The sequence below is a fragment of the Bacteroides oleiciplenus YIT 12058 genome (genome assembly GCF_000315485.1).
GTDB classification, from domain to species: domain Bacteria; phylum Bacteroidota; class Bacteroidia; order Bacteroidales; family Bacteroidaceae; genus Bacteroides; species Bacteroides oleiciplenus.
This window is the reverse complement of the sequence record NZ_JH992942.1, coordinates 134,538-158,631: the sequence shown is the minus strand read 5'-3', so window position 1 is coordinate 158,631 and position 24,094 is coordinate 134,538. Positions and strand designations below refer to the sequence as shown.

Below are 24,094 nucleotides of genomic sequence, written 5' to 3'. Positions count from 1 at the left end.
TTTTAATATTACTAACAATTAAATTTTATGATTATGAAAGTAGAAAAGGAAATGAAGTATGAAGCTCCGGAAGTGGAAGTTCTGGAAGTGGTTGTAGAAAAAGGATTCGCAAGTAGCGGAGATTTTAACGACGGTGATACAGAAGATGCATAGCCAACAGTTAAAGCATTAATTCTTAAACAAGGAATAAGTGTACTAAAGCTACAAAGAAATTATTTAATTAAATAAAAAAAGAAATGAAAAAAGAATTATTCACACTGGCCAGCGCGGCTCTCATCTTTGCCGGTTGCGCCAACGAGGAATTGCTTGACATTACAACACCTAAAGTAGAAAGTGAAGGTATTACCTTCGGTATCATTGATGATGCCATTACACGTGGTGACATTAATAAAGATCCGGCAGATGGTAAATTTAAGTCTTATTGGAATGCTGAAATTGACGAAATCTCTATTGCTTATTTTGGCGTAGAAAAGAATGGTGCTGGTGATATAACCTTGTGGAATGGATTTACGGGCGCAACAAGAGGTGCTAGTTCAGAGGTTACCGCTAAAAATTTGGGTACTGATATTGCTACATATAAAGCTACGCGCACAGGTAGATCCGGTTACTTTACAGCCAAAGAACCCGCGAGTCTTTTGACTTTTAAAGAAGACAAGAAAGCAGCTTTCCGAGTGTTCCGTACAAATAAAGCTTCTCTAGGGAATACAGATTTGATTTACGAATCTACTGACGAAAATGTAGAAACAATGAAATTGGCAGTGGCTGCCTTCAATACTCAAGATCAACCAAGCAAAAAAGCACCATTTGGCAACTTTGTAATGGTAGCTGACACTATAGGTGGTATAAATTCTGCCGATTTGGCTGTAGGTGAAAGTTTAAATTTGTCTTTCGAACGTGCTTTCTCCTGTTTGGTATTCAATACCAAAGGATATAATGTTGATACTTATGGAAAATTAGTGAGTATTGAAGTAGAATTGACTACAAATGATATCGCTTGGGATGATGCTACTGGTAAGGTGGATATTGCTAAAAAAACGGATGGAGAATGGGTTCTTTCTGATGGTAATGGAACAAAAAAAGTGACGTTGACTCTAAACCAAAGCAATAGTGGTCTTGAATGGAGTGATGATTACTATGCCTTCATGCAAATTCTTCCTGTGAAGCGTTCTGACTTGGAAAACTACACTGTTAAGTTTGAATTTGAGTATGGAACAATTCCTTTAGCGAAATCGTCTAATAGGTCATGGCTGGCTAATAATTTCTATACGATAGAACTTGACCTCACAGCACAGGACTATGTCGTTTTAGGTACTACTATGATTGTTAATAAGAATATGCCTACATTAGAAGAAGGAAATTTTCCTGGTACGAGTACAGCGGCATCAACTATTACGACTTTCACCTCTGATGTTCCATTGTCAGCTAGTCAGCTTGCAGATTTGAAAGAGAACTACACAGGAATCACTAATTTGACATTGGCCAATCCTGCTGCTGATTTGGGAACAAATCTGGAAAATGTAACTAAAGGTAGTAATATCACTACATTGACTTTGACAGCAGCTACTACGGCTCCGGTTATTACCTCTCTTACTGGATTTACTACACTGAATGGTCTGGCGGTAACTTCTGTTCCGGCAGGTGCTTACAAGGATAATACTGTGATTAATAAACTGAATTTCCCGAAAGTTGAAACTATCGGTGCAAATGCATTTGAAGGAGCTACGAATATTACGACAATTGGATGTGACAACGAAGCATTAGTTATTGGTACTATTGAAGGGAAAAATAAAACCTCAGTTTTGACTACCATTGGTGACAATGCTTTTGCCGGAGTAAGTCTGACATTGATTGATGCTCCTGCACTGACTTCACTTTCAAACCTACCTTTTGGTTATAAGATGGATAATCTTTGGACTAAAGTATTGCTGCCCAAATATGATTGGAGTGAAAATATGGTTTGCGTCCAGTTATTGAGTGGAACGGCATTGACTGAAATAGACCTTTCTGGAGTTAGTGCTATTGGTGGAAATACAAGTATTAGTTTAGAGAATAAAACAGCTCTTACAAAGGTTATCTTGAATGAAAATACGGCTATTGGAGCCAAAGCTTTCAAGGGCGCTGGTACTACTGGTTTTGAAGTTGAGAATATTAATAAGATAACCTCTGTAGGTGATGAAGCTTTCTCCGGCTGCACTAATTTGACTGCTGCTATTGACTTTGAAAATGTTATCACGGAAATTGGTAAGGAAGCGTTCAAGGGTACTGCAATCACAGCATTCGATTTTACAGGCATCACAACTATCGGAGAAGGAGCATTCCAAAATGTTGCAACATTAACTTCTGTAGTTATTGATGATGTTGCTACACTCGAAAAGAATGTGTTTAATGGAGCAAACAATTTGGCTACCATGAGTTTGAAGAATGTAACGACTATTAAAGAAGGTGCATTGACAGGACTTAAAACTGGTGCAATAATAATGTTTAATAAAGTATTGACAGACATTGACGGAAAAGCATTCCATGCTACTTTGGGTGCGGAAGCAGGTACTGAAGGAGATCCTATCATAGTAAATACTAATACTTCATTGGGTTATAATCTTTATGTATCTAGAAATCAAGAAGGTGTAAATGGCAATGTACTTACTTGGAAATCTGGCGATAAGTATTACCAAGCTACTTTCGCATCAATAGTTAAAGTATTTGATTAAAAAGTAGATTATAGATAAGGCATATGTCTTATCTATTGGGGAGTACAATCCCTATAAAGTAGAGGGTTGAATTTATTGAAACCTGAATAGAATTGAAGTTTAGGGGGATGTCATACAGATTGACATACCCCCTTTCTTATAATATATTAAATAATTCAGCGTGGTTGAGATCATGAAATCATGGTGTGATAATTATAACTTGGGGGCGAGCAATATAACAAACGAAGAAAGCGTGAAACAATCCGTTCAAGAGCAAGAAATCAATTTGCTGGAACTGGCAAAGAAACTATGGAATTGCCGGAAACTGATTCTTACAGTCTGTGGCATTGGAATTATAGTTGGAATGGTTATAGCTTCCGGCATTCCCAAAGAATATACAGCCAGCACTTTTATTGTGCCGGAAAATTCGCGCAGAAGCACTTCTTCAGGTATAAGCGAGCTCTCTGATATGGCCGGCATTGACATGAACTCTTCCTCTACTACCGAGAGGGATGCTATTTTTTCGCTTCTGTATCCTGATATCATCAAGTCTACACCATTTCTAGTCCAGCTTTTCGATGTCGAGGTTCGTGAGCAGAAAGACAGTACCGCAATACCCCTCTCGCAGTATCTGAAAGAACGACAGAAAAGCCCGTGGTGGAGTGCCGTCACGTCGGCGCCATCCAAGTTGATGGGCTGGGGTATGTCTCTGCTCAGTGAGAAACCGAAAACAGAAGAAGCATCTCGAAAAATTGATATTTTCCGATTGACCCGTGAAGAAGCAGGTATGGCGGCAGCTATAGCTTCAAGAATCGGTATTGATATAAATAAGAATAAGAATAGGAGAAGGACCATTACCTTGTCTGTCACCATGCAAGACCCACTAGTAGCCACCATCGTGGTGGACACCGTGCTGGCACACCTGAAGGAATATGTAACGGCATACAGGACGGGCAAGGCGCGTCGAATCCTGGCATATAACGAAGAACTCCGCAATAAGGCGCAGGCGGAGTTTCGTGCCGCCCAGGAGGAATATACCCAGTACGCGGATGCCAATCGGGGATTAGTGGGGATGGCTTCGCGCGCCGAGTTGGCAAGGTTGCAGAATGAAATGAAGCTGGCTTTGTCAGCTTATAACCGGACGGAACTGCAAGTACAGGCTGCCCAGGCAAAAGTGGAAAAGGTTATTCCCGTATTGGCGGTTATTCAGCCTGCGATAGTTCCTCTCGCTCCGTCGAAGCCCCGGAAGATGATAATACTTTTGGAATGCGTCTTGCTGGCCGGGGCAGGAAGTGTAAGCTGGATATTGTTTGTGAAGGACTTTATAAGAACAATGAGACAGAAAAGTAAAGATTGTAAGCGGGAGAAAGTAAGCAGTCAAATGACAGATGATTAAAAGAATAGTTCAGATGTTGCCGGAAGGGCAACGTAAACGCAGTATATGGGTGGCCTTTTCGGTATTGCTACGTGCCGTCCTCGACTTTGCCGGAGTGGCGGCACTGGTGCCGATACTGCTGGTGGTGGTGAAACAGGATGGTGGACGGGGAAGGATGCTGGCGTTGTGTGGAGCCGTGTTGCTATTTGTATTGTTAAAAAACACGTTGGTAGTACTTCTGGCACGTGTACAAAGCAGCTATCAATTGGAAATTTATCGTGAATTCAGCCGCCGGATGTTTGCCAATTACTATCATCGCGGACTGCTTTTTCTGAAAGGGAAGAGTAGCGTACAACTGGGACACGAGGTAAATTATGTCTGTTATACATTCAGTTCGTGTGTGCTGGCTCCGGTCTTTCGTATAGCAGGAGAAGCTGTGCTGGTGCTGCTGATGGTATCCGCTCTTGTTATCTGGGAACCGCTTGCCGGACTCTTGCTCTGTGCTTCCTTTTTTCCTCTGGCTGCTCTGTATGTGGGTTTGGTACGGAAGCGTCTGCGCCGTTATGGCATGGAGGAATTGGAAGCACGCCGCAAGCAAAGCCGCACGGTGGTGGAGGCTTTCCGTGGGTATGCAGAACTGGAAATTGCGCAAGCTTTTCATACTTCGCTTGCTTCTTTCGACCAGGGATTGGAACTTATTATCCGCAGTCGCTTACGGATGGAAGTGTACCAGTTATTTCCGTCATTCCTCTCGGAAATAGCCATAGTGGGCGGACTGGCATTGCTGATTGGCACGGGAAGCGGTGATTTGGGATTGATAAGCGGTGTATTTGCAGTAGCAGCCTTTAGACTGATTCCTGCAGTAAGAAGTATATTGAACAGTTGGGTGACGCTTCAGAATGCTTCGCATACCATAACAGTCGTGGAAGAAGGCATAAGCGATGAACCACGGCAAAATGCGCAAGGTTATCGACACCAGGAAGAGGATACACCGGAAGGAACATCGTTTACATTCGGGCATACGCTTGAATTACACGGACTCGGCTTCGCTTTCCCCGACGGATACACGTTGTTCAATGGTCTGAATTTAAGTATCCGTTGCGGTGAACGTATCGGAATACGTGGAGCAAGCGGTGCAGGAAAATCAACCATCTTTAATCTGATGCTCGGATTCTTCCCCCCTACATCCGGCAAGATACTTATAGACGGACGAGAACTGACTGTTGCTAACCGTAGTGAATGGCATAAACTCGTAGGATATGTGCCGCAGGAGATATTCATCATAGAAGGTACACTTGCCGACAACGTTGCACTGGGGCAACCACAAGCTGACCGAAGGAAAGTGATACAGGTATTGAAACAAGTACAACTTAAAGAATGGGCTGATGAACTGCCCCAAGGATTGGACACCCCGTTGGGTGAATACGGCAGCCGGTTATCCGGCGGGCAGAAACAGCGAATCGGCATTGCACGGGCACTTTACAAAGAAGCGGAAGTGCTGTTTTTTGATGAAGCTACGTCGGCTTTGGACAACAAGACTGAACAGGAAATCAACCATGCCTTGGAGGCTCTTTCGTCACAGCATCGGGAGTTAACACTGGTTATCATAGCTCACCGGGAAAGCTCGCTGGCTTTCTGTGACCGGATATTCGATCTGGACACTTGCGAAATAGTATATAACAATAAGGAATAAGAAAAATGGAACAGGATTATTTGATAGCCGGACACCGTATCCGGATAGAAGGAGGCAGACTGGTTACAGCAGTAAGGGCATTGACGGGCTTCACTCCATTTAAGGTGGCGGCAGACGGTGAACCCCTTTGTCACTTTATAGAATCTTTCGGAGGAGCACCCACATTCAAGGAGATGCTGTATGCGGATGAAATAGACGGTATTGTCAGTCACTTTGGTCGTTATAATGGCGGATTCCTCTTCGTGATGGCACCTCCTGAGGGTGGGACACTTGAAATGTGGCTGGACGAAAGCAAGCGGATAGTCAGTTTTAAGGGTAATTATAACCTGCGGTTACTTCGGTTTGCCTGCTGGATTGCTTATGGAGTAGCAACGGCACCTCTTGAAACTGTGGCAATTCATACCAGTACCATTGTATGCAAAGGGAAAGCGATTCTTTTTTTGGGAGAAAGCGGCACAGGCAAAAGTACACACACCCGCCTGTGGCGGGAACATATAGAAGGAGCCGTTCTACTGAATGACGACAGTCCCATTATTCGTATCATTGACGGGAAGCCATGGGTGTATGGTAGCCCGTGGAGTGGAAAGACACCTTGCTATAAGAATGAGAGTTATCCGCTGGCAGCATGCGTACGATTGTCCCAAGCCCCTTATAACCAGATAAAAAGACTCAGTATAGCCCAGGGATATGCCGCGCTTCATCCCTCGTGTCCGCCTGACTTCGCCTACAGCGATGAACTGTATGATTCTATCAGTGGAGTCCTGAGTATCTTGCTTTCCACTGTGCCGGTTTATCATCTGGCTTGTCTGCCCAATGCAGCGGCTGCCCGGCTTTCTTATGAAACAATATTTGGCATATGCGAAAAAGATAAAAAGTGAAAATAACCTGCACACGGCATAAAAAATGAACAAGTTCATTTTTTATGCCCTTGGTTTGCATTATCTTTGCCCCGGAAAAGAAAACAGTGAATCCAGCAGATAATATGACTCTTATACAAAAACAGTTTTTCGCACTTGTGCAATCAGGCCTATGGGGTACAACTGCAGATGTTACCTTATTTGATATACAAACTGATTGGCAACAATTGTACCAATCTGCCAAAGTGCAAGCTCTACTGGGCATTGCCTTCGATGGCATGCAAACTCTGCCGCAAGAACTGCGTCCCAAACGTGACCTTTACCTGAAGTGGTGTAACACGGTGCTGCAAGTAGAAGAAAACAATCACATCCTGAATCAGGAAATCGCTAAAGTGTTTACGCTCTATCGTGCCAACCAGATAGAGCCGGTCCTACTGAAAGGACAAGGAGTAGCACTAAATTACCGGAATCCCCTGCATCGCCAATGCGGGGACATTGATTTATATATAGGCCCCAAAAACTACGAAAAGGCCAATAAGTTGCTAAGGCAAGAATCGACCAGCGAACATGAAGAGAATCATAAACACACGTGCATACACTGGCACGGCGTGGATATAGAGAATCACCGCGTGCTCTCCCGACTCAGTTCTCCCTCCTCCGACCGGAGTTTCCAGCAAGAGATAGCCCGATGGCATGGCACCTCTGCTTGCCGGAATCTGGAAATTGAAGGTTACCCGGTAACTCTCCCTCCCCTATCATTCGATGCAGCCTACGTACTAATGCACTCTGCACTACATTTCCTTAATGAAGGAATCGGGCTCCGCCAAGTATGCGACTGGGCCAATATACTCCATGCACGGCGAGAAGAGATCGACCTCAAAGAAACCGCCAAGCTTTTGCAGGAATGGGGATTAAGCAAAGCAGCCAAAATCTTCGGAGTGGTAGCCGTCAATTATTTGGGACTCCCCATAGAAGAGCTGCCCATACCCTACACCGAGAAAGATATAAAAACCGGTGAATGGTTACTTAATGACATCTGGCAAGGAGGCAACTTCGGGAAGTTTGACCAAAAGCGCAAGCAACGCCCCAAAGGATATTGGCGTGGGAAATGGTATACTTTCACCCGAGCCGGTCAGCGATGCCGGGAATTCGGAGCCTTGGCACCGGCCGAAGCACGTTGGTACCCCCTTATGCTTGCCGTTCACTCCGCCCAGGTGCAATGGAATAAATTGTTGAACAGAATTTAATCAGGAAATATGAAAAAGAATAAGTCTCTAATCGTCATAGGAACCCTACTAGTTCTATTGTTAGTAGGACTCACCGTTTTATTAATCTCGGAAAAGCAAACCAACAAAGAACTGGTACAGGAATTTCAACTGGAAAAGGAAGACCTGGAGAATGAATATACCAACTTTGCACAACAATATGATGAGTTGAAACTGACTGTTTCCAATGATTCCCTGTCTATTTTACTGGAACAGGAACAGACAAAGACCCAACGTCTGCTGGAAGAATTGCGCACTGTGAAAAGCAGTAACGCCAGCGAAATACGCCGCCTGAAAAACGAACTTGCCACTCTGCGTAAGGTCATGATAGGCTACATCAACCAGATAGACTCACTGAACCGACTCACCGCCCATCAGAAAGAAGTCATTGCTCAGGTTACACAGAAGTATAACGATGCTTCCCGCCAAATCAGCAATCTATCGGAAGAAAAAAAGAACCTGAACAAAAAAGTGACCCTTGCCGCACAACTGGACGCTACAAATATCAACATACAAGCCGTGAACAAACGGGATAAAATAGCCAAAAAGGTGAAAGATGTAGTGAAGTTCAAGATAGGATTCACCATCGTCAAGAATATCACAGCCGAAACAGGCGAGCGCACCATCTACGTACGCATCACTAAGCCGGACAATGATGTATTGACCAAAAATCCTGCCAATACATTCCCTTATGAAAACCGCGAGTTGGGATACTCCATTAAAAAGTACATTGAATACAACGGGGAAGAACAAAACATAACTGTGTACTGGAATGTGGAAGAATACCTGTATGCAGGCACTTATCGAGTGGATCTTTTTGCGGATGGAACACTCATCGGCTCACAATCATTTGCATTGGACTAAAAAAAAGTTTAAAATATTTTGAGGTTTCATCGAAAGCCTATACATTTGCATCGTTGTTTATGCAATTATTGTTGCATTACAAACAACTTTTTAATCACCTTAATTAATGTATAGACACGATGAGAAAGTTCTTCTGTTTCATTTGGTTGGTATGTCTGACCTTCTCAGTCGGTGCGCAAGAGGTTTTAAGCCTCGATAGTTGCCGTGCATTGGCAATTGCCAATAACAAAGAACTACTGATAAGCCAGGAGAAAATAAACTCTGCGCATTATCAGAGAAAAGCAGCGTTTACCAATTACCTCCCCGACATTTCCGCCACCGGTGGATATATGCGTACCCAAAAAGAAATCTCATTGCTGAGCGATGCCCAGAAAGGTGCTTTAGGTTCCATGGGAACCCAAGTGAGCGGCGCCATGCAAAACGGTATACAGGGCATATTGACCCAGCATCCCGAGTTGACACAAAATCCGCAGTTTATGGCGTTGATTCAGGCATTGGGCAACGTCGATGTCGCCACTCCACTGAATGGACTTGGAAATTCCCTCGTTGATGCATTCCGCACAGATACCCGTAACATGTATGCCGGCGCACTCACGCTGACCCAACCTTTGTATATGGGTGGCAAGATACGCGCTTACAACAAAATCACCAAATATGCCGAGGAACTGGCACGTCAGCAACACGGTAGCGGTCTGCAAGATGTAATCCTCAGTACCGACCAGGCTTACTGGCAAGTGGTATCGCTTGCCAGTAAAAAGAAGTTGGCAGAAGGCTACCTTCAGTTATTGCAGAAACTGGAAAGTGATGTAGACAAAATGATTGCCGAAGGTGTTGCTACTAAAGCAGACGGGCTTTCGGTTAAAGTAAAAGTGAATGAAGCAGAAATGACATTGACCAAGGTGGAAGATGGATTGAGTCTATCCAGAATGCTACTATGCCAATTATGCGGTCTGGATCTCTCCTCACCTATCACGCTGAAAGATGAACAGAAAGATGACCTTGGTCCCAGTCCGGTAGCAGCTAACGGAGTCGATTTGAATACGGTGTATGCCACGCGCCCGGAAGTGCGCAGTCTGGAACTCGCAACCGAAATCTATAAGCAAAAGATAAACGTCACCCGCTCCGAATATATGCCGTCACTGGCTTTAATGGGTAGCTATATGATGACGAACCCTTCCGTCTTCAACGGTTTTGAAAAGAAGTTCAAAGGAATGTGGAACGTGGGCGTCGTGTTGCAAGTGCCCATCTGGCATTGGGGTGAAGGTATGTACAAGGTAAAAGCTGCCAAATCGGAAGCCCGCATCGCTCAATATCAACTTGACAATGCTAAAGAAAAGATAGAACTTCAAGTCAACCAGTCGGTTTTCAAAGTAAACGAAGCTGCCAAGAAGCTGGCTATGGCGGAAAAGAACCTGGAAAAAGCGGACGAGAACCTGCGTTATGCTACCCTCGGATTTGAAGAAGGAGTCATAGCTGCCAGCAACGTGCTCGAGGCACATACAGCTTGGCTTTCAGCTCAATCGGAAAAGATAGATGCACAGATTGACGTGAAGCTGACTGACATTTATTTGAAGAGAGCGTTGGGGAAATTAAAAATTGAGAATTAAAAATAAAAAAATAGATGGATACCAAATCACAAAACAGTAACATGCTACTGGCGTTCTTAACGCTGACTGGCGTCATTGCCATCGTAGCCATAGTCGGTTTCTTCATGTTGCGCAAAGGACCGGAAATCGTACAGGGTCAGGCTGAAGTCACGGAATACCGGGTATCGAGTAAAGTACCGGGACGTATTCTGGAATTTCGTGTGAAGGAGGGACAAAGTGTGCAGGCCGGAGATACACTTGCCATACTGGAAGCTCCGGATGTATTAGCGAAACTGGAACAGGCGCGTGCCGCGGAAGCTGCTGCACAGGCACAGAATGACAAAGCTCTGAAAGGTGCCCGCCACGAACAGGTGCAGGCTGCGTTTGAAATGTGGCAAAAAGCCAAGGCAGGACTTGCCATAGCTGAGAAATCTTACAAGCGTGTGAAGAACCTTGCCGATCAGGGAGTAATGTCTGCACAAAAGCTGGACGAAGTTACAGCGCAACGAGATGCTGCCGTGGCTACCGAAAAGGCTGCCAAATCCCAGTATGACATGGCCAAGAACGGTGCTGAACGTGAAGACAAGGCTGCTGCAGCTGCCATGGTGGACCGTGCAAAAGGGGCTGTTGCTGAAGTGGAGTCTTATATCAAAGAAACTTATCTGATAGCACAGACTGCGGGAGAGGTTTCGGAAATCTTCCCGAAAGTAGGTGAATTGGTAGGAACCGGTGCGCCGATTATGAATGTCGCCATATTAGATGATATGTGGGTAACGTTTAATGTCCGCGAAGATTTATTGCAAGGTTTGACCATGGGTACGGAATTTGAGGCTTTTGTCCCGGCACTGGATAAGAATATCCGATTGAAAGTGAACTACATGAAGGACCTCGGCACATATGCAGCATGGAAAGCTACGAAAACAACCGGACAGTTTGACCTGAAGACTTTCGAGGTGAAAGCACTGCCACAGGAGAAGATGGAAGGGTTGCGGCCGGGAATGTCGGTGATACTTAAGAAGTGATTAGAGATTAGTGATAAGTGATAAATAAGGGGATGGTACGAGATAAGAAATACATAGCTTTGTGGAACGTCATGAAACGGGAAGGCCGTCGGCTCGTTTCACGACCGCTATACTTGTTTTGCATGGTGATAGCGCCATTGTTCTGCTATGTGTTCTTCACTACGCTGATGGACTCGGGGCTTCCTGTAAATATGCCCGTAGGGGTGGTGGACCAGGACATGACGTCCACTTCACGCCAGTTGGTGCGCAACCTGGATGCTTTTGAACAGACCGCCGTGGTGGCCCATTATCCCACCATTAACGAAGCACGCACCGCCATGCAGAAGGGGGAGATTTACGGCTTCTATTACATTCCGCAAGGCACCACCTCCAAAGCACAATCCCAACGGCAGCCGACTGTATCATTCTACACCAACAACACGCTGCTCATTGCCGGTTCCCTGCTCTATAAAGACATGAAGATGATGAGCGAGCTGGCATCGGGAGCTGCCGCACGCACCAGCCTGTATGCCAAAGGTGCTACCGAGGACCAGGCTATGGCATTTCTGCAACCCATCATCATCGAGACACACCCGCTAAACAATCCGTGGCTGAACTACTCCGTATACCTGTGCAACACCTTCGCACCGGGTGTACTGATGTTGCTGATTTTTATGATAACAGTTTATTCCATCGGTGTGGAAATAAAAGACCGCACGGCTCGCGAGTGGCTGCGCATGGGAAATAATTCCATCTATATCTCCCTTGCCGGAAAACTGCTGCCCCATACGGCTATCTTTTTCCTGATGGGCATACTGTATAATGTATACCTATACGGTTTCCTGCATTTCCCCTGTAACAGTGGAATCATGCCGATGTTGCTTGCCACCCTCTGTCTGGTGTTGGCTTCGCAAGGCATGGGTGTACTCATGATAGGTACGTTGCCTACTCTACGTCTGGGATTAAGTTTTGCATCTCTTTGGGGAGTACTTTCGTTCTCCATGTGCGGACTGTCATTCCCTGCCATGGCCATGCATCCCGTATTGCAAGGATTGGCTAATTTGTTCCCGCTACGCCACTATTTCCTGATTTATGTAGATCAGGCATTGAATGGTTATCCGATGATTTATTCATGGATGAACTATGTGGCATTACTTATTTTCATGATGCTTCCTTTCTTCATCGTTCATCGTCTCAAGGAAGCGCTGATTTATTATAAATACGTGCCCTAATGAAACATCTGACGTTCAAACAGAAAGTAGTACAAGGTATCCACGATTTATTCTATATCTGGATACGGGAATTCCGCACAACCTTCCGCGATCAGGGTGTGCTCATCTTCTTTGTGCTTGTTCCGTTGGTATATCCGCTGATTTATGCTTTCATTTATACAAACGAAACGATACGTGAAGTCCCTGCCGTAGTGGTGGATAATTCCCGCAGTGCATTGAGCCGCGAATATCTGCGCAAAGTGGATGCTAGCCCGGAGGTAAAGATTGTGGCATATTGCGCGGATATGGAAGAAGCCAAGCTAATGCTGAAAGATCGTCTGGCTTATGGCATCATCTATATACCTGCTGAGTTCAGCAACGATATAGCCCAGGGGAAGCAAACACAAGTCAGTCTGTTCTGTGATATGAGCGGATTGCTTTATTATAAATCTCTGCTGAACACCAATACAAGTGTATCTCTGGATATGAATGCCGACATAAAGATACAACGGGCAGGCAATAGCACCAACCGTCAGGACGAAATCACTGTATATCCGATAAGATATGAAGACGTCACCCTTTTCAACCCGACAAACGGCTTTGCTGCCTTCCTGATACCTGCTGTATTGATACTGATTATCCAGCAAACTTTATTGCTCGGTATCGGACTTTCCGCCGGAACTGCACGCGAAAACAATCGTTTCAAGGACTTGGTGCCCATCAACCGGCATTACAACGGTACGCTACGCATTGTTTTCGGCAAAGGTTTGAGCTACTTTATGGTATATGCTCTTGTGTCAGTCTATGTGCTTTGTGTAGTGCCACGTTTGTTCAACCTCATCCAGATAGGACAGCCGGGAGTACTGACTCTTTTCCTGCTACCCTACCTGGCTGCTTGTATCTTCTTTGCCATGACAGCCTCGATTGCCATACGCAACCGGGAGACGTGTATGTTGATATTCGTATTCACATCTGTGCCCTTGTTATTCCTTTCCGGCATTTCCTGGCCGGGAGCGGCAATGCCTGATTTCTGGAGATATTTTTCGTATATCTTCCCATCAACTTTCGGTATCAACGGCTTTGTACGTATCAATAGCATGGGAGCCAGTCTCAACGAAGTAGCTTTTGAATACAGGGCTTTATGGATACAGACAGGTATCTATTTCCTGACAACCTGTTGGGTATATCGCTGGCAAATAATTCAAAGCCGGAAGCATGTGATCGAGAAATATAAGGAATACAAAGGCAAGCACTAAATCGGCTCTGCCCCCATTTCAAATTCCAGGACACCGCCTTTCACAATCTCATCATGCGTTATCCATAAGTGGTTCAACTTTTTGCCATTCAAGGACACGGAACGAATATAGATATTCTCCGGTGAATTATTATGTGCTACGATTTTGAAGTTTTTGCCGGAATAAAAGTGTGTGTCCAAATTGATTTCAACCGCATGGAAGACAGGACTGGTAATCTCATAACGCGGATTACCCGGACACACCGGATGGATGCCCATAGCTGCCAATACATACCATGCCGACATCTGTCCCACGTCTTCGTTTCCACATAGTCCCAGTACATCATCTCCATAGGCTTTATCACAAATCTTCCTGGTCCACTTCTGCGTCAGCCACGGACGAGAAGAATAATTGAAGAGAAATGGTACATGATGATTAGGTTCATTGGGATGGTTATAATAGTCGTTCCACAAAAAGTCTTCCGGAACATTGGCAAAGAACTCTTCCAGCTCTGCATCGAACTTTTCCTGTCCGCCCATCAAAGCCTTCATTCCTTCTATATCATGAGGAACAAACCAGCCTTGCTGGAAAGGGTTACTTTCCGTTGTGCCCTGGTCCTGTACTGTACGGCCACGCCAAGGCAGCCAACCGCCTCCTTTCACACGTGTACAAAACCATTTCACACTATCATTCCAGACATTCCGATAAGCTCCCGCCCTCTTTTCATATTCAGCCGCTTCCTTCTTCTTACCCAAAGAATGCATAAGTTGTCCCAGACACCAGTCCGTATAAGCATATTCCAGCGTATGGGAAAGACTGCCGGGAGTATAACCCAAATCTCCATTCCCAAAATGCTCCTGAGTATTGGCAGCATATTCCACCGCTTTCTGCACATCATACTCCCGTATACCTTTTTCATAAGCATCTGCCAGCACAGATATGGCCGGGTTGCCTAGCATACAACCGGAATATGCATTCACAACTTCCCAACGCGGATAATATTCTTTTCCACTTAATTGGGCTATCTGAATCAAAGAGTTTATTTCATCATTCACCAAACGGGGATTGATTAACGTTTGCAGAGGAAACTGGCTGCGGAACACATCCCAGCCACTAAAAACCGTACGATAGGTAAAGTTCCCTGTCCTATGAATTTTCTTGTCCGCCCCCACATACTGACCGTCACAGTCGGAGAAACAGCGCGGATCAATCATTGTGTGATACAAAGATGTATAAAAGATGGTTTTATCCCTCTCAGCTCCTTCTACTTTTACGGAGGATAAAGCTTGATTCCATAACTCCCGCGTAGCCATTCTTATCCGTTCAAAGTCCCAATCCGGAATATCCTGTTCCAAGTTACGCTGCGCCCCTTCCATGCTGACAAATGAGATGCCGCATTTCAGCAGGACCTGGTCGCCCTTCTGTGTGGGAAACTCCGTATAAAAGCCTAAATGCTTTCCTTGTACTTTTTCAGGAGCTTTCAATATCTGCGCATCTCTTATATAATTAAAATAGACAGGATTGTCATTTGCATCATTCTTTCTGCTGATACCATCGGGGATAGAGGCACTCCAAACGCCGTATTCCGCTAACGGGCGGTCGAAACAGCAATAGAAATAAACAGTGTAGTCTGCTTGTCCGGAACCGTTTCCCCAACCTCCACAGGCAGGTGTGCATTTCATCCAGCCCCGGATTGTGTATTCATTCACCTTTTCTACATATTGCTCATCAGAAGTACCGCCTATCCTACGGGCCAGATCTATCTGAATACGCGATGTCTCCGATTCAGGATAAGTGAAACGCAGGATTCCTGAACGGGGTGCGGATGTCAGTTCCACCTTAATCCGGTAGTCTTGCAACTGTACAGAGTAGTATCCCGCTTGCGTAATCTCCGTATCATGAGAATATCTGGAACGGTAACCTTCCTCCGGTTTATTATCGGTTCCTTTGAAAGTATGCAACGGCCCGGTAGTGGGCATTACCAAAAAATTGCCCAAATCACCATACCAGCCAATGCCGCTTAAATGTGTGAAACTGAATCCTTCGATCGTTGAGTGATGCCACGAATATCCGGGACCATTATCACCTCCGGTTTTAGTATCCGGACTCAGTTGTACCAATCCAAAAGGGGTACAACTACCCGGAAACGTTTTGCCCAAGCCATGACCGGATTTTCCAGCCTCAGCCGAAGTTGAAGCACCAATAATCGTATTGACATAATCTACCGGTTCTTTCTGAGCATAGCCGCAGAAAGAAAGCGAGATTAGTAAAACTGACACCAAAAATCTGCCTTGTTTCATTTGCACAAATAAAGAGTTATCGAATATGTTTCTTAATTAATGGATACAAAATTTCTGCATAGCGCATAAAGCCCAAATCTGTAAAATGGACGCCATCGACGGTTGCTTCACCATCATGGCCGATGATATCTTTGGAAGAAAGAAAGTAGATATTCTTATCACCTTGTTTCTTCAGCGACTGAAAAATAGCTGCGATTGTTTCATTCTTATGCTTCACTTCCTGCGCAACTTTTTTATCGAAGCGGGAGTGAGGAAAAATAGGATCTTCTACAAAGAGAATAGGGGTATCAGGATGCTTGGCACGAACAATAGAATAAAATTTCTCCGCACGCTCTTTCATCTGTTCCACCGTAGCGTTAGGCAAAAAGTCCAGAATAAACATAGAAGCATCAACGGAAGCTAATACCTCAGCTATTTCCAAATCGAGCAAAGCATTGCCACTAAAACCTAAATTGATACATTCACGATTAAGCCAGCGTTCCAGAATATTGGTGTGAGCCATACCGGGGCGAGATGCACAGCCACCTTGCAAAATACTGGTTCCATAGAAAACTACCGGTTTCTTACGTACCGGCAAGTCGACAGCCGGCTGTTCAATCATTGAAAGACTATCTACTCCGATAGCCAACGAAGTGACCCCGTCATACAAAGAAAGGTATAAAAGATATTCACGTTCTTCGGGGACCATGTTTTTTACCATTGTGGCTTCGTTGGTTTTGCCTTGCGGACGTCCGCTGCCGGCAAATACCCACTTACCATCTTGCAGGCAGTAAAGATCGAGTCCCTTGATACCTGTGGGCGTCATGTGATTCATACTCATATTATTCCGGACTTCCCACTTTGCCGCAATGCAAGTGGAGTTGGAGCGGAAGCGCAGGGCAAGTCCGGCACTGTTCCGTCCTAAATCCCAGAGAGGTTTACGGGAAATGTGTTCCAAAGAATCCGGAAGGCGTTCATAACGGGTAAGTGTGGCATCTGTAGCTTTACCCAAAAGAGGAAAAGCAGAAGCATCGTGATAGAGGATTTGGGAATTGGCTGACATGGTCAGCAACAATCCTACAATAAAAAGTCTGGTTCTCATGATTAGTAGATATTAAGATAAGCCAAAGGTACACTGAAAAATAACAAATCCCATTGGTTTTGCATCAATTAACAAACGGGGTTGTATACTACATTCGTATCAGTTCCCACGAAGGGGAACGAGCGTTCACGCAGTAGGGAACTACAGTTTCCACGGTAGGAAACTACAGTTTCCTCTTATGGGAACTGGAGTTTCTAAGGCTTGGAAACGAGCGTTCCTAAGCATAGAAACGAGAGTTTCCTGGCTATAGGAAACTGCAACCACTTATATATCAATACATACAGAACAGTATCTTTAAAACAAAACAAAGGGAGTGAAACCCTCAGAAGCAAGCATTTACGCAGGTTCTTCATCCTGTAACCTCCATCAGCAAAACAATACAAGAAAAAAAATGAATGGCTGAAGGCTGAAACAACAACCTTCTGGAAGCGGAATAGAATGTTTCTGTAGCGGTTATGAATAGAAGAGGCGATTATTGCGCAGCTCAAGGCTGAAAGCCTTTCAGGCTTAGGCTGCGCTAAATTATCATTTGATTCATTTCTTTTCACTTTTGCATCAATTAACCAACAAAAGGTTGCTCCTTTACGAAAGATTCGTAACTTTGAACAAAAAACTACATATTATGAAACGACTCAATTTATTACTCAGCAGTTTGTTGCTATGCATATGCTGCACTATTCAAGCTAAAAACAAAGTGATAGAACAGCCTCCGTTCATCGTAAGCAGCACCACTTCTATCGAAGTCAGCAAAGTCGAGATTAGCGATACGGCTACCATCCTGCACATCTACGCCAAATATCGGCCTAAGAACTGGATAAAGATTGCCGCAGGAAGTTATCTGAAAGACAATAACGGAGAAACTTATCCATTGCGTTCGGGCATAGGCATCACACCGGACAAAGAATTCTGGATGCCGGAATCGGGTGAAGCAGAATTTCAATTAGTATTTCCTCCCCTCCCCGACTCGGTTACTTCCGTAGACTTCACCGAAGGAGCCGACATAGAAAACGGTTTCAGCATTTGGGGGATACAACTGAAAGGCAAGAACCTGCCGAAGCTGATACTGCCCAAAGAAGCCGTTGTACATAAGGCGGATATGAAAGCTGAATTACCTGAACCAGTCGTCGGATACGGTAAAGCCGTTCTGAAAGGTAAGTTGCTGGACTTCTACCCCGGCATGCCGTCGCCAATCACCCTGGTGGCATGGGAAAGTGCCAAAGGTGACCTGTCGGAAATCCTGATAGATATTCAGTCGGATGGAAGTTTCAGCAAAGAAGTGCCATTGACAAGCAGCACGCCATGTACGATATACATGTCCGGTAGCAGTCCACTCCAGATTTTCATGGAACCGGGACAAACCACAGAAGTATACATCAACTTGCGTGAAATTTCCCGTCGCAACTCCAAATTCCACAAAGAGGGAAAACCTTACGGAGAAATCATATACGTGAACGGTCCGTTGGCTGCCATAGCGCAAGAATTGAACCGGGATATGCCTGATACGAACATACAACAGAAAGTGTATAAGAATATAAAGGAGTTTGCCGGAATAGGTATAGATGCGTATAAAGAACGTATAGTTAAAATTTCTGAGGAAGTGCAAGCAGAAATAGACAAACTCTCCTGCAGTCCGGCAACACGCCAGTTGCTCACGAACAACAATAAGCTGTCTACCATCGGATTATTACGTTCAGCAGCTAATTCACTGACATCGGCTGCCATCGAGGCTAATCAATTGAAACGGGAAGAAGCACAAAAGTATTTTCAGGAACTTGCCAGACAAGTACCCGACGACTATATTCCCAATGCTGATTTTGCACTACTGAATATTCCGCAAACAACCTTGTCCAGCCAATACGTAAACGTCATAGCAGTCTATTACAGCCGAAGTGAAGACTTTGCCAAAGCATGGGGAACCGACAGCGGCATCTTCTTTGATATTGCCCGAACCATTCCTCTCTACCGGGGTATCAAAGACTTCACACCGCTAACCGAAGAGCAAAAGGCAACTCTTGCTACCCTGCCCACCGCCTACCGCAATATGGTGATTGCTGCCAACGATGATTTACTGGCAAGGATTGAAGCTAATAAGAAAAAGACGGGTTTCACCGTTAATGAGGCCGGAGAGGTCAGCGACGAGGATCTTTTTGCCTCCATCATCAGCAAATTCAGTGGCAAAGTGTTACTGGTTGATTTCTGGGCTACTTGGTGCGGTCCATGCCGCATGGCCAACAAAGAGATGGTACCCATGAAGGAAGAACTGAAAGACAAGGACATCGTATATCTGTACATCACCGGCGAAACTTCTCCGTTGAAGACCTGGGAGAATATGATTCCTGATATTCATGGTGAACACTACCGTGTGACGGCTGCTCAATGGAACTATCTGGGTAAGAGTTTCAATATTTCAGGTGTTCCCACCTATCTTATTATAGACCGCGAAGGAAATGTAAAATACAGGCAAGTAGGTTTCCCCGGTGTGAACACCATGAAGGAGGAACTTCTAAAGGTTGCCGCTAAATAAGAAAAGAGAGTAAACCTGCACAAGGTGAAGTTGATAAAACAAACACTGCCCATCATTTTCGTGGAAATGATGGGCAGTTGCATTTAGCTTATTTCTTATCCAGTTCCACTTGCCACTCTTTGGCTCCCTGTTCCTTCAATTTACTTGTAATTGCCTTAGCTTTGTCCATAGTCTCTTTTTCTTCTTCGGGACTTGCATAGGCAAACTTATAGCCTTTCACAACATTCCATTCGCCACGGGTAAAGTCAGGAAACTCTACAGCGGCACAATTGTTATCCATAGAAAGCTCACCCAGTTCGGCCAGACAGCACCATTCAGCTAGGTCATACACATCCAAATCTAAAGGCAAGCCATTCTGCAAACAATACACCAATCGGCTATCCATAATAAAGTCCATACCTCCATGACCTCCTACTTCTTTAGCCATCTCACCGTATTTCTTTAATATCGGATGCTGGAATTTATCTACAAGCGCCTGCATCTCTTCCTTCGGCAGGAAACTATGCGTATTCAGATTGTCAACTTGCGGTTCTACGCCCGAAGCAGCCAGTTGTTTGGAATCAAGGGCATATCCCTCAATCGGATACTTATTTGCAAACCCTTTGGTACCGGTTAGTTGATACAAACGGTTATAGGGCTGCGGCGTCATCACATTATGCTGTATCTCAATTACTTTTCCATTTGCAGTACGGATCAGGGTAGTAGTATGGTCACCGTTGCGAAAATTATCGCATGCCTCTCCGGTTCTCTTTTCTACCAAATCTTTACCTACAACGGACTTCGTATCCATAGCCACCAGAGTCACCATACGGTCGCCACGATGAATATCAAACGCTTGTGCCACAGGACCAAGACCATGCGTAGCATATACATCCCCACGGTGCTTCTTGTTGTAATCCAAACGCCATCCCAACTTATCGTTCTCACCATCTTTCCAGTAATGATCCCAAAACGGGCTCAGTTCGTGGATATAAGCCCCCTGTCCGCGGATAATTTCACCAAATACGCCTTGCTGGGCCATATTCAGCGTATTCATTTCAAACCAGTCATAGCAACAGTTTTCCAGTATCATGCAGTGCTTGCGGGTCTTTTCGCTCATATTAATCAAGTCCCAGCACTCCTGAAGATTCATGGCAGAGGGCACCTCTATTGCCACATGCTTTCCATTTTCCATAGCACACATAGCTACGGGAAAGTGATGCAGCCAATCGGTAGCAATATAAACAAGATCTATATCATCACGTTTGCAAAGTTCTTCATATCCTTTTTCTCCGGAATAAACGGCGGCTTTAGGCAAGGATGCTTTCTCCAGATATTTCTGGCAGTTCTCAGCACGCGATTGCTCATAATCGCAAAGGGCCACAATCTGCGTACCGGGGATGTGAGTGAAGCGTTCCACAGCTCCGGGACCACGCATACCCAAACCAACAAACCCTACACGAACTACTTCCATCTTCGGAGCAGTCAGCCCGATTACACTTTGCTGCCCAGCCGGACGCTCAGGAGTTTTCACTACAATGGTTCCATTCTTCCACTCCCACTGAGTTCCCTTATCATTAGTCTGCACAGTAGAATTCTGAGAAGTGCATGCACACAAAGCGACACACATACCCAATAACAATGATTTCAAAATCCTCATAACTATTAAATTTAAAGTATTAAGTTTGTATTGTATTACAATATATAGGACTACAAAAATACATCACTGTGGGAATAAATGTCACATACGCTGCAATAGTTTAGATTAATTAACTCACTGCCCGTTGCTTTATTACGAACTTTTCGTAGCTTTGCATTGAATTCATTTTAATACTTTATTTCCATGGAAAAATTAACAATACAAGAAGAAGAAGTAATGATCTACATCTGGGAACTGGGTAGTTGCTTCGTAAAAGACATTGTTGCCAAATATCCCAAACCGGCACCTCCTTACACAACAGTAGCGTCCATCGTTAAAAACCTAGAACGCAAAAAGTATGTCACAGCCGCCCGTGTAGGAAATACGTATCAATACACGCCTGCCATTCGTGAAAGCGAGTACAAACGTACTTTCATGAGTGGCTTCGTGCATAACTATTTTGAGAATTCATACAAGGAAATGGTTTCTTTCTTTGCCAAAGAGCAAAAAATTTCGACCAATGACCTGAAAGATATAATTGATATGATTGAAAAAGGAAAAGAATGAAGATTTATGATTTTTGATTTATGATTTATATCATCCGAAATAAGGGGGAACTTTTCATAAATCAAGAAATACATAATTCATAAATTATAAATTGATATGTTGGCCTATTTTCTAAAAATCAACGTAGCCATTGCGCTGTTTTATGCGTTCTACCGGCTGTTTTTCTATAAAGACACGTTCTTCACGTGGCGCAGGGTAGCATTACTCTGCTTCTTTGCCGTATCTGCCGTCTATCCGCTACTGAATATACAGGCATGGATTACAGAGCAGGAGCCCATGGTAGCAATGGCAGATTTGTATGCCGACATCGTTTTACCGGAACTCACCTTTACACCGGAACAAGCCACTTTCGACTGGAAAACGCTTTTGCTCCAAACGGCGGGTTTCATCTATTGGGGAGGAGTAGCCTTGTTAGCTATCCGCCTCCTCATACAACTTGCAGGTATTATCCGGCTGGCTTTCCGCTGTCGGAAAACACGAATTGAAAATACCAATGTACATCTGCTCAAACAAGCGGGCGGACCTTTTTCTTTCTTTCACTGGATATTCATTCATCCGGATTCGCACACCAAAGATGAACTAAGCGAAATATTAATTCACGAGCAAACCCATGCCAATCAATGGCATTCCATTGATGTACTTGTCAGTGAAAGCGTATGCGTATTCTGCTGGTTCAATCCCTTTGCCTGGCTCATGAAACGGGAAATCCGCACCAATCTGGAATATCTGGCGGACAACCGTGTATTGGAAACCGGGCATGATTCTAAAGCCTATCAGTATCATCTGTTAGGATTATCCCATCATAAGGCTGCAGCAACTATCTATAACAGTTTTAATGTATTACCCTTAAAAAAACGCATCAAAATGATGAACAAAAAGAGAACCCGAGAAATAGGGAGAACTAAGTATCTTATGTTTCTCCCCTTGGCAGCCTTACTTATGATTATCAGCAACATCGAAGCCGTGGCACGCACCACGAAAGAAGTTGCCAGAGATGTCATAGAGGCTGTGGAAGATAATCTGACGCCGGATACAACGGCGCCGGATATGGAAGTTGCTACTGAAACGGCACCGCTGGAAACACCGACACCGCAACAGGATAAAGACAAGCTTGTGACTTACAAAGGAGTAGTAGTGGATAAAGACGGAAAAGCAGTGGAAGGTGCTGAATTCCTCATTAATGGTAGCCACAAACTACCAAAAGATCAATCGTATGTCACGGGAAAGAACGGTAACTTTTCTTTCAAAGCATTCGAAAACGCAAAAATGGTGATAATTTGGAAAAAAGATGGAAAAATGATGGGAGTACCCGTCACTGTCGACCAAGAAAGCAACTCCAACATGAAGATTGTCATGGATAGGGAATGGCAAAATCCGCCTGCCAATGATCCGGATAATCCTGTATTTGAAGTAGTAGAACAAATGCCTGAATTTCCGGATGGCGGAATGTCAGGAATGATGCAATTCTTATCGAAAAACATCAGATATCCGGTGAATGCACAGAAGAATGGTACACAAGGACGCGTTACTGTACAATTTATTGTAAATACGGATGGAAGCATCTCCAACATAGGAATTCTCCGTGGAGTAGACCCTGAATTGGACGGTGAAGCAGTGCGCGTTATCAGTGCAATGCCACATTGGAAACCCGGTACACAGGGAGGTAAGCCTGTACGGGTGAAATATACCGTTCCTGTTATGTTCCGCTTAAATGATGAAAAGAAGGAAGAATTCAAACCTGTACCGAAGATTGATGAGTCAATAGTCGTAGTAGGTTATGCAAGCCAGGAAAAATCACCAGTAGAAGAAGATGTGGTTTTTGAAGTCGTAGAACAAATGCCTTCATTTGCCGGTGGTATGGAAGGACTGATGCGGTATCTGTCCAAAAACATTAAATATCCGGTAGCGGCACAAAAAGCAGGAGCACAAGGACAAGTAATTGTACAAGTTATCATCGACTCAAATGGCAACGTTACAAATCCGAAAATAAGTAAAAGTGTAGACCCTTCACTGGACGCAGAAGCAATTCGTGTGACTTCAAACATGCCTAAATGGCAACCGGGCATGCAGAGAGGAAAGGCTGTCAATGTGAGATACACATTCCCTATTGAATTCAAGTTACAATAAGGAAATCATAATCAGAGAAAAATTCTCTCTTACACAATAGATTATCCGCAAGTCCTACCCCTGATCGTTTATTCCGATATCAGGGGCAGGATGCAGATAATCA

General features: G+C 44.5%; 17 protein-coding genes. 14 read left to right on the top strand and 3 right to left on the bottom strand.

Annotated features, from left to right (window positions below; translation table 11 throughout):
• Nucleotides 1-27: 27 nt before the first annotated feature.
• The 11 genes from HMPREF9447_RS29270 (at nucleotide 28) to HMPREF9447_RS14195 (ending at nucleotide 13,795) form a co-directional block, all read left to right on the top strand.
• Nucleotides 28-153 carry a hypothetical protein gene (locus HMPREF9447_RS29270; protein ID WP_009130427.1) on the top strand — a complete coding sequence of 42 codons (126 nt, stop codon included), beginning with the start codon at nucleotides 28-30 and terminating at the stop codon, nucleotides 151-153.
• An 83-nt stretch (nucleotides 154-236) separates the two neighbouring features.
• Nucleotides 237-2,708 carry a leucine-rich repeat domain-containing protein gene (locus tag HMPREF9447_RS14240; protein ID WP_009130426.1) on the top strand — a complete coding sequence of 824 codons (2,472 nt, stop codon included), beginning with the start codon at nucleotides 237-239 and terminating at the stop codon, nucleotides 2,706-2,708.
• A gap of 172 nt (nucleotides 2,709-2,880) precedes the next feature.
• The gene (locus HMPREF9447_RS14235; protein ID WP_052315201.1) at nucleotides 2,881-4,083 is read left to right on the top strand and encodes a Wzz/FepE/Etk N-terminal domain-containing protein; all 1,203 of its coding nucleotides are present in this window, start codon (nucleotides 2,881-2,883) and stop codon (nucleotides 4,081-4,083) included.
• Entirely contained in the window at nucleotides 4,076-5,755 is a 1,680-nt protein-coding gene (locus HMPREF9447_RS14230) for an ABC transporter ATP-binding protein (RefSeq protein WP_044138198.1), read from the top strand. Before HMPREF9447_RS14235 ends, HMPREF9447_RS14230 begins: the two co-directional genes overlap by 8 nt.
• Before the next feature lie 5 nt (nucleotides 5,756-5,760).
• The gene (locus HMPREF9447_RS14225) at nucleotides 5,761-6,633 is read left to right on the top strand and encodes a phosphoenolpyruvate carboxykinase (ATP) (protein ID WP_009130423.1); all 873 of its coding nucleotides are present in this window, start codon (nucleotides 5,761-5,763) and stop codon (nucleotides 6,631-6,633) included.
• A gap of 104 nt (nucleotides 6,634-6,737) precedes the next feature.
• On the top strand, nucleotides 6,738-7,859 hold the full coding sequence (locus HMPREF9447_RS14220) for a nucleotidyltransferase domain-containing protein (RefSeq protein WP_148374832.1): 1,122 nt from the start codon (nucleotides 6,738-6,740) through the stop codon (nucleotides 7,857-7,859).
• A 9-nt stretch (nucleotides 7,860-7,868) separates the two neighbouring features.
• Nucleotides 7,869-8,741, top strand: coding sequence for a hypothetical protein (locus tag HMPREF9447_RS14215; RefSeq protein ID WP_009130421.1), 873 nt, complete (start codon nucleotides 7,869-7,871; stop codon nucleotides 8,739-8,741).
• 119 nt (nucleotides 8,742-8,860) lie between these two features.
• Entirely contained in the window at nucleotides 8,861-10,348 is a 1,488-nt protein-coding gene (locus HMPREF9447_RS14210; RefSeq protein ID WP_009130420.1) for a TolC family protein, read from the top strand.
• Nucleotides 10,349-10,362: 14 nt separating this feature from the next.
• Nucleotides 10,363-11,349, top strand: coding sequence for an HlyD family secretion protein (locus HMPREF9447_RS14205; protein WP_009130419.1), 987 nt, complete (start codon nucleotides 10,363-10,365; stop codon nucleotides 11,347-11,349).
• A gap of 32 nt (nucleotides 11,350-11,381) precedes the next feature.
• A complete protein-coding gene (locus tag HMPREF9447_RS14200; protein ID WP_009130418.1) occupies nucleotides 11,382-12,560 on the top strand; it encodes an ABC transporter permease in 1,179 nt (392 codons plus the stop codon).
• A complete protein-coding gene (locus tag HMPREF9447_RS14195; protein WP_009130417.1) occupies nucleotides 12,560-13,795 on the top strand; it encodes an ABC transporter permease in 1,236 nt (411 codons plus the stop codon). Before HMPREF9447_RS14200 ends, HMPREF9447_RS14195 begins: the two co-directional genes overlap by 1 nt.
• Here the strand turns inward: HMPREF9447_RS14195 and HMPREF9447_RS14190 are convergent.
• Together HMPREF9447_RS14190 and HMPREF9447_RS14185 are read right to left on the bottom strand one after the other, a co-directional pair.
• Nucleotides 13,792-16,074 (bottom strand): GH92 family glycosyl hydrolase, encoded by a 2,283-nt coding sequence (locus HMPREF9447_RS14190; RefSeq protein WP_009130416.1) that lies wholly within the window; start codon nucleotides 16,072-16,074, stop codon nucleotides 13,792-13,794. The two genes, HMPREF9447_RS14195 and HMPREF9447_RS14190, sit on opposite strands and share 4 nt — an antisense overlap.
• Before the next feature lie 16 nt (nucleotides 16,075-16,090).
• The gene (locus tag HMPREF9447_RS14185) at nucleotides 16,091-17,155 is read right to left on the bottom strand and encodes an SGNH/GDSL hydrolase family protein (RefSeq protein ID WP_009130415.1); all 1,065 of its coding nucleotides are present in this window, start codon (nucleotides 17,153-17,155) and stop codon (nucleotides 16,091-16,093) included.
• 622 nt (nucleotides 17,156-17,777) lie between these two features.
• Here HMPREF9447_RS14185 and HMPREF9447_RS14180 point away from each other — a divergent pair.
• Entirely contained in the window at nucleotides 17,778-19,679 is a 1,902-nt protein-coding gene (locus tag HMPREF9447_RS14180) for a TlpA family protein disulfide reductase (protein ID WP_009130414.1), read from the top strand.
• An 88-nt stretch (nucleotides 19,680-19,767) separates the two neighbouring features.
• Here HMPREF9447_RS14180 and HMPREF9447_RS14175 read toward each other — a convergent pair whose 3' ends face one another.
• Entirely contained in the window at nucleotides 19,768-21,318 is a 1,551-nt protein-coding gene (locus HMPREF9447_RS14175; RefSeq protein WP_009130413.1) for a Gfo/Idh/MocA family protein, read from the bottom strand.
• A 183-nt stretch (nucleotides 21,319-21,501) separates the two neighbouring features.
• On the opposite strand from HMPREF9447_RS14175, the gene HMPREF9447_RS14170 reads away from it, so the two are divergent.
• Entirely contained in the window at nucleotides 21,502-21,864 is a 363-nt protein-coding gene (locus tag HMPREF9447_RS14170) for a BlaI/MecI/CopY family transcriptional regulator (RefSeq protein WP_009130412.1), read from the top strand.
• A 96-nt stretch (nucleotides 21,865-21,960) separates the two neighbouring features.
• Nucleotides 21,961-23,991 (top strand): M56 family metallopeptidase, encoded by a 2,031-nt coding sequence (locus HMPREF9447_RS14165; protein ID WP_009130411.1) that lies wholly within the window; start codon nucleotides 21,961-21,963, stop codon nucleotides 23,989-23,991.
• Nucleotides 23,992-24,094 lie beyond the last annotated feature (103 nt).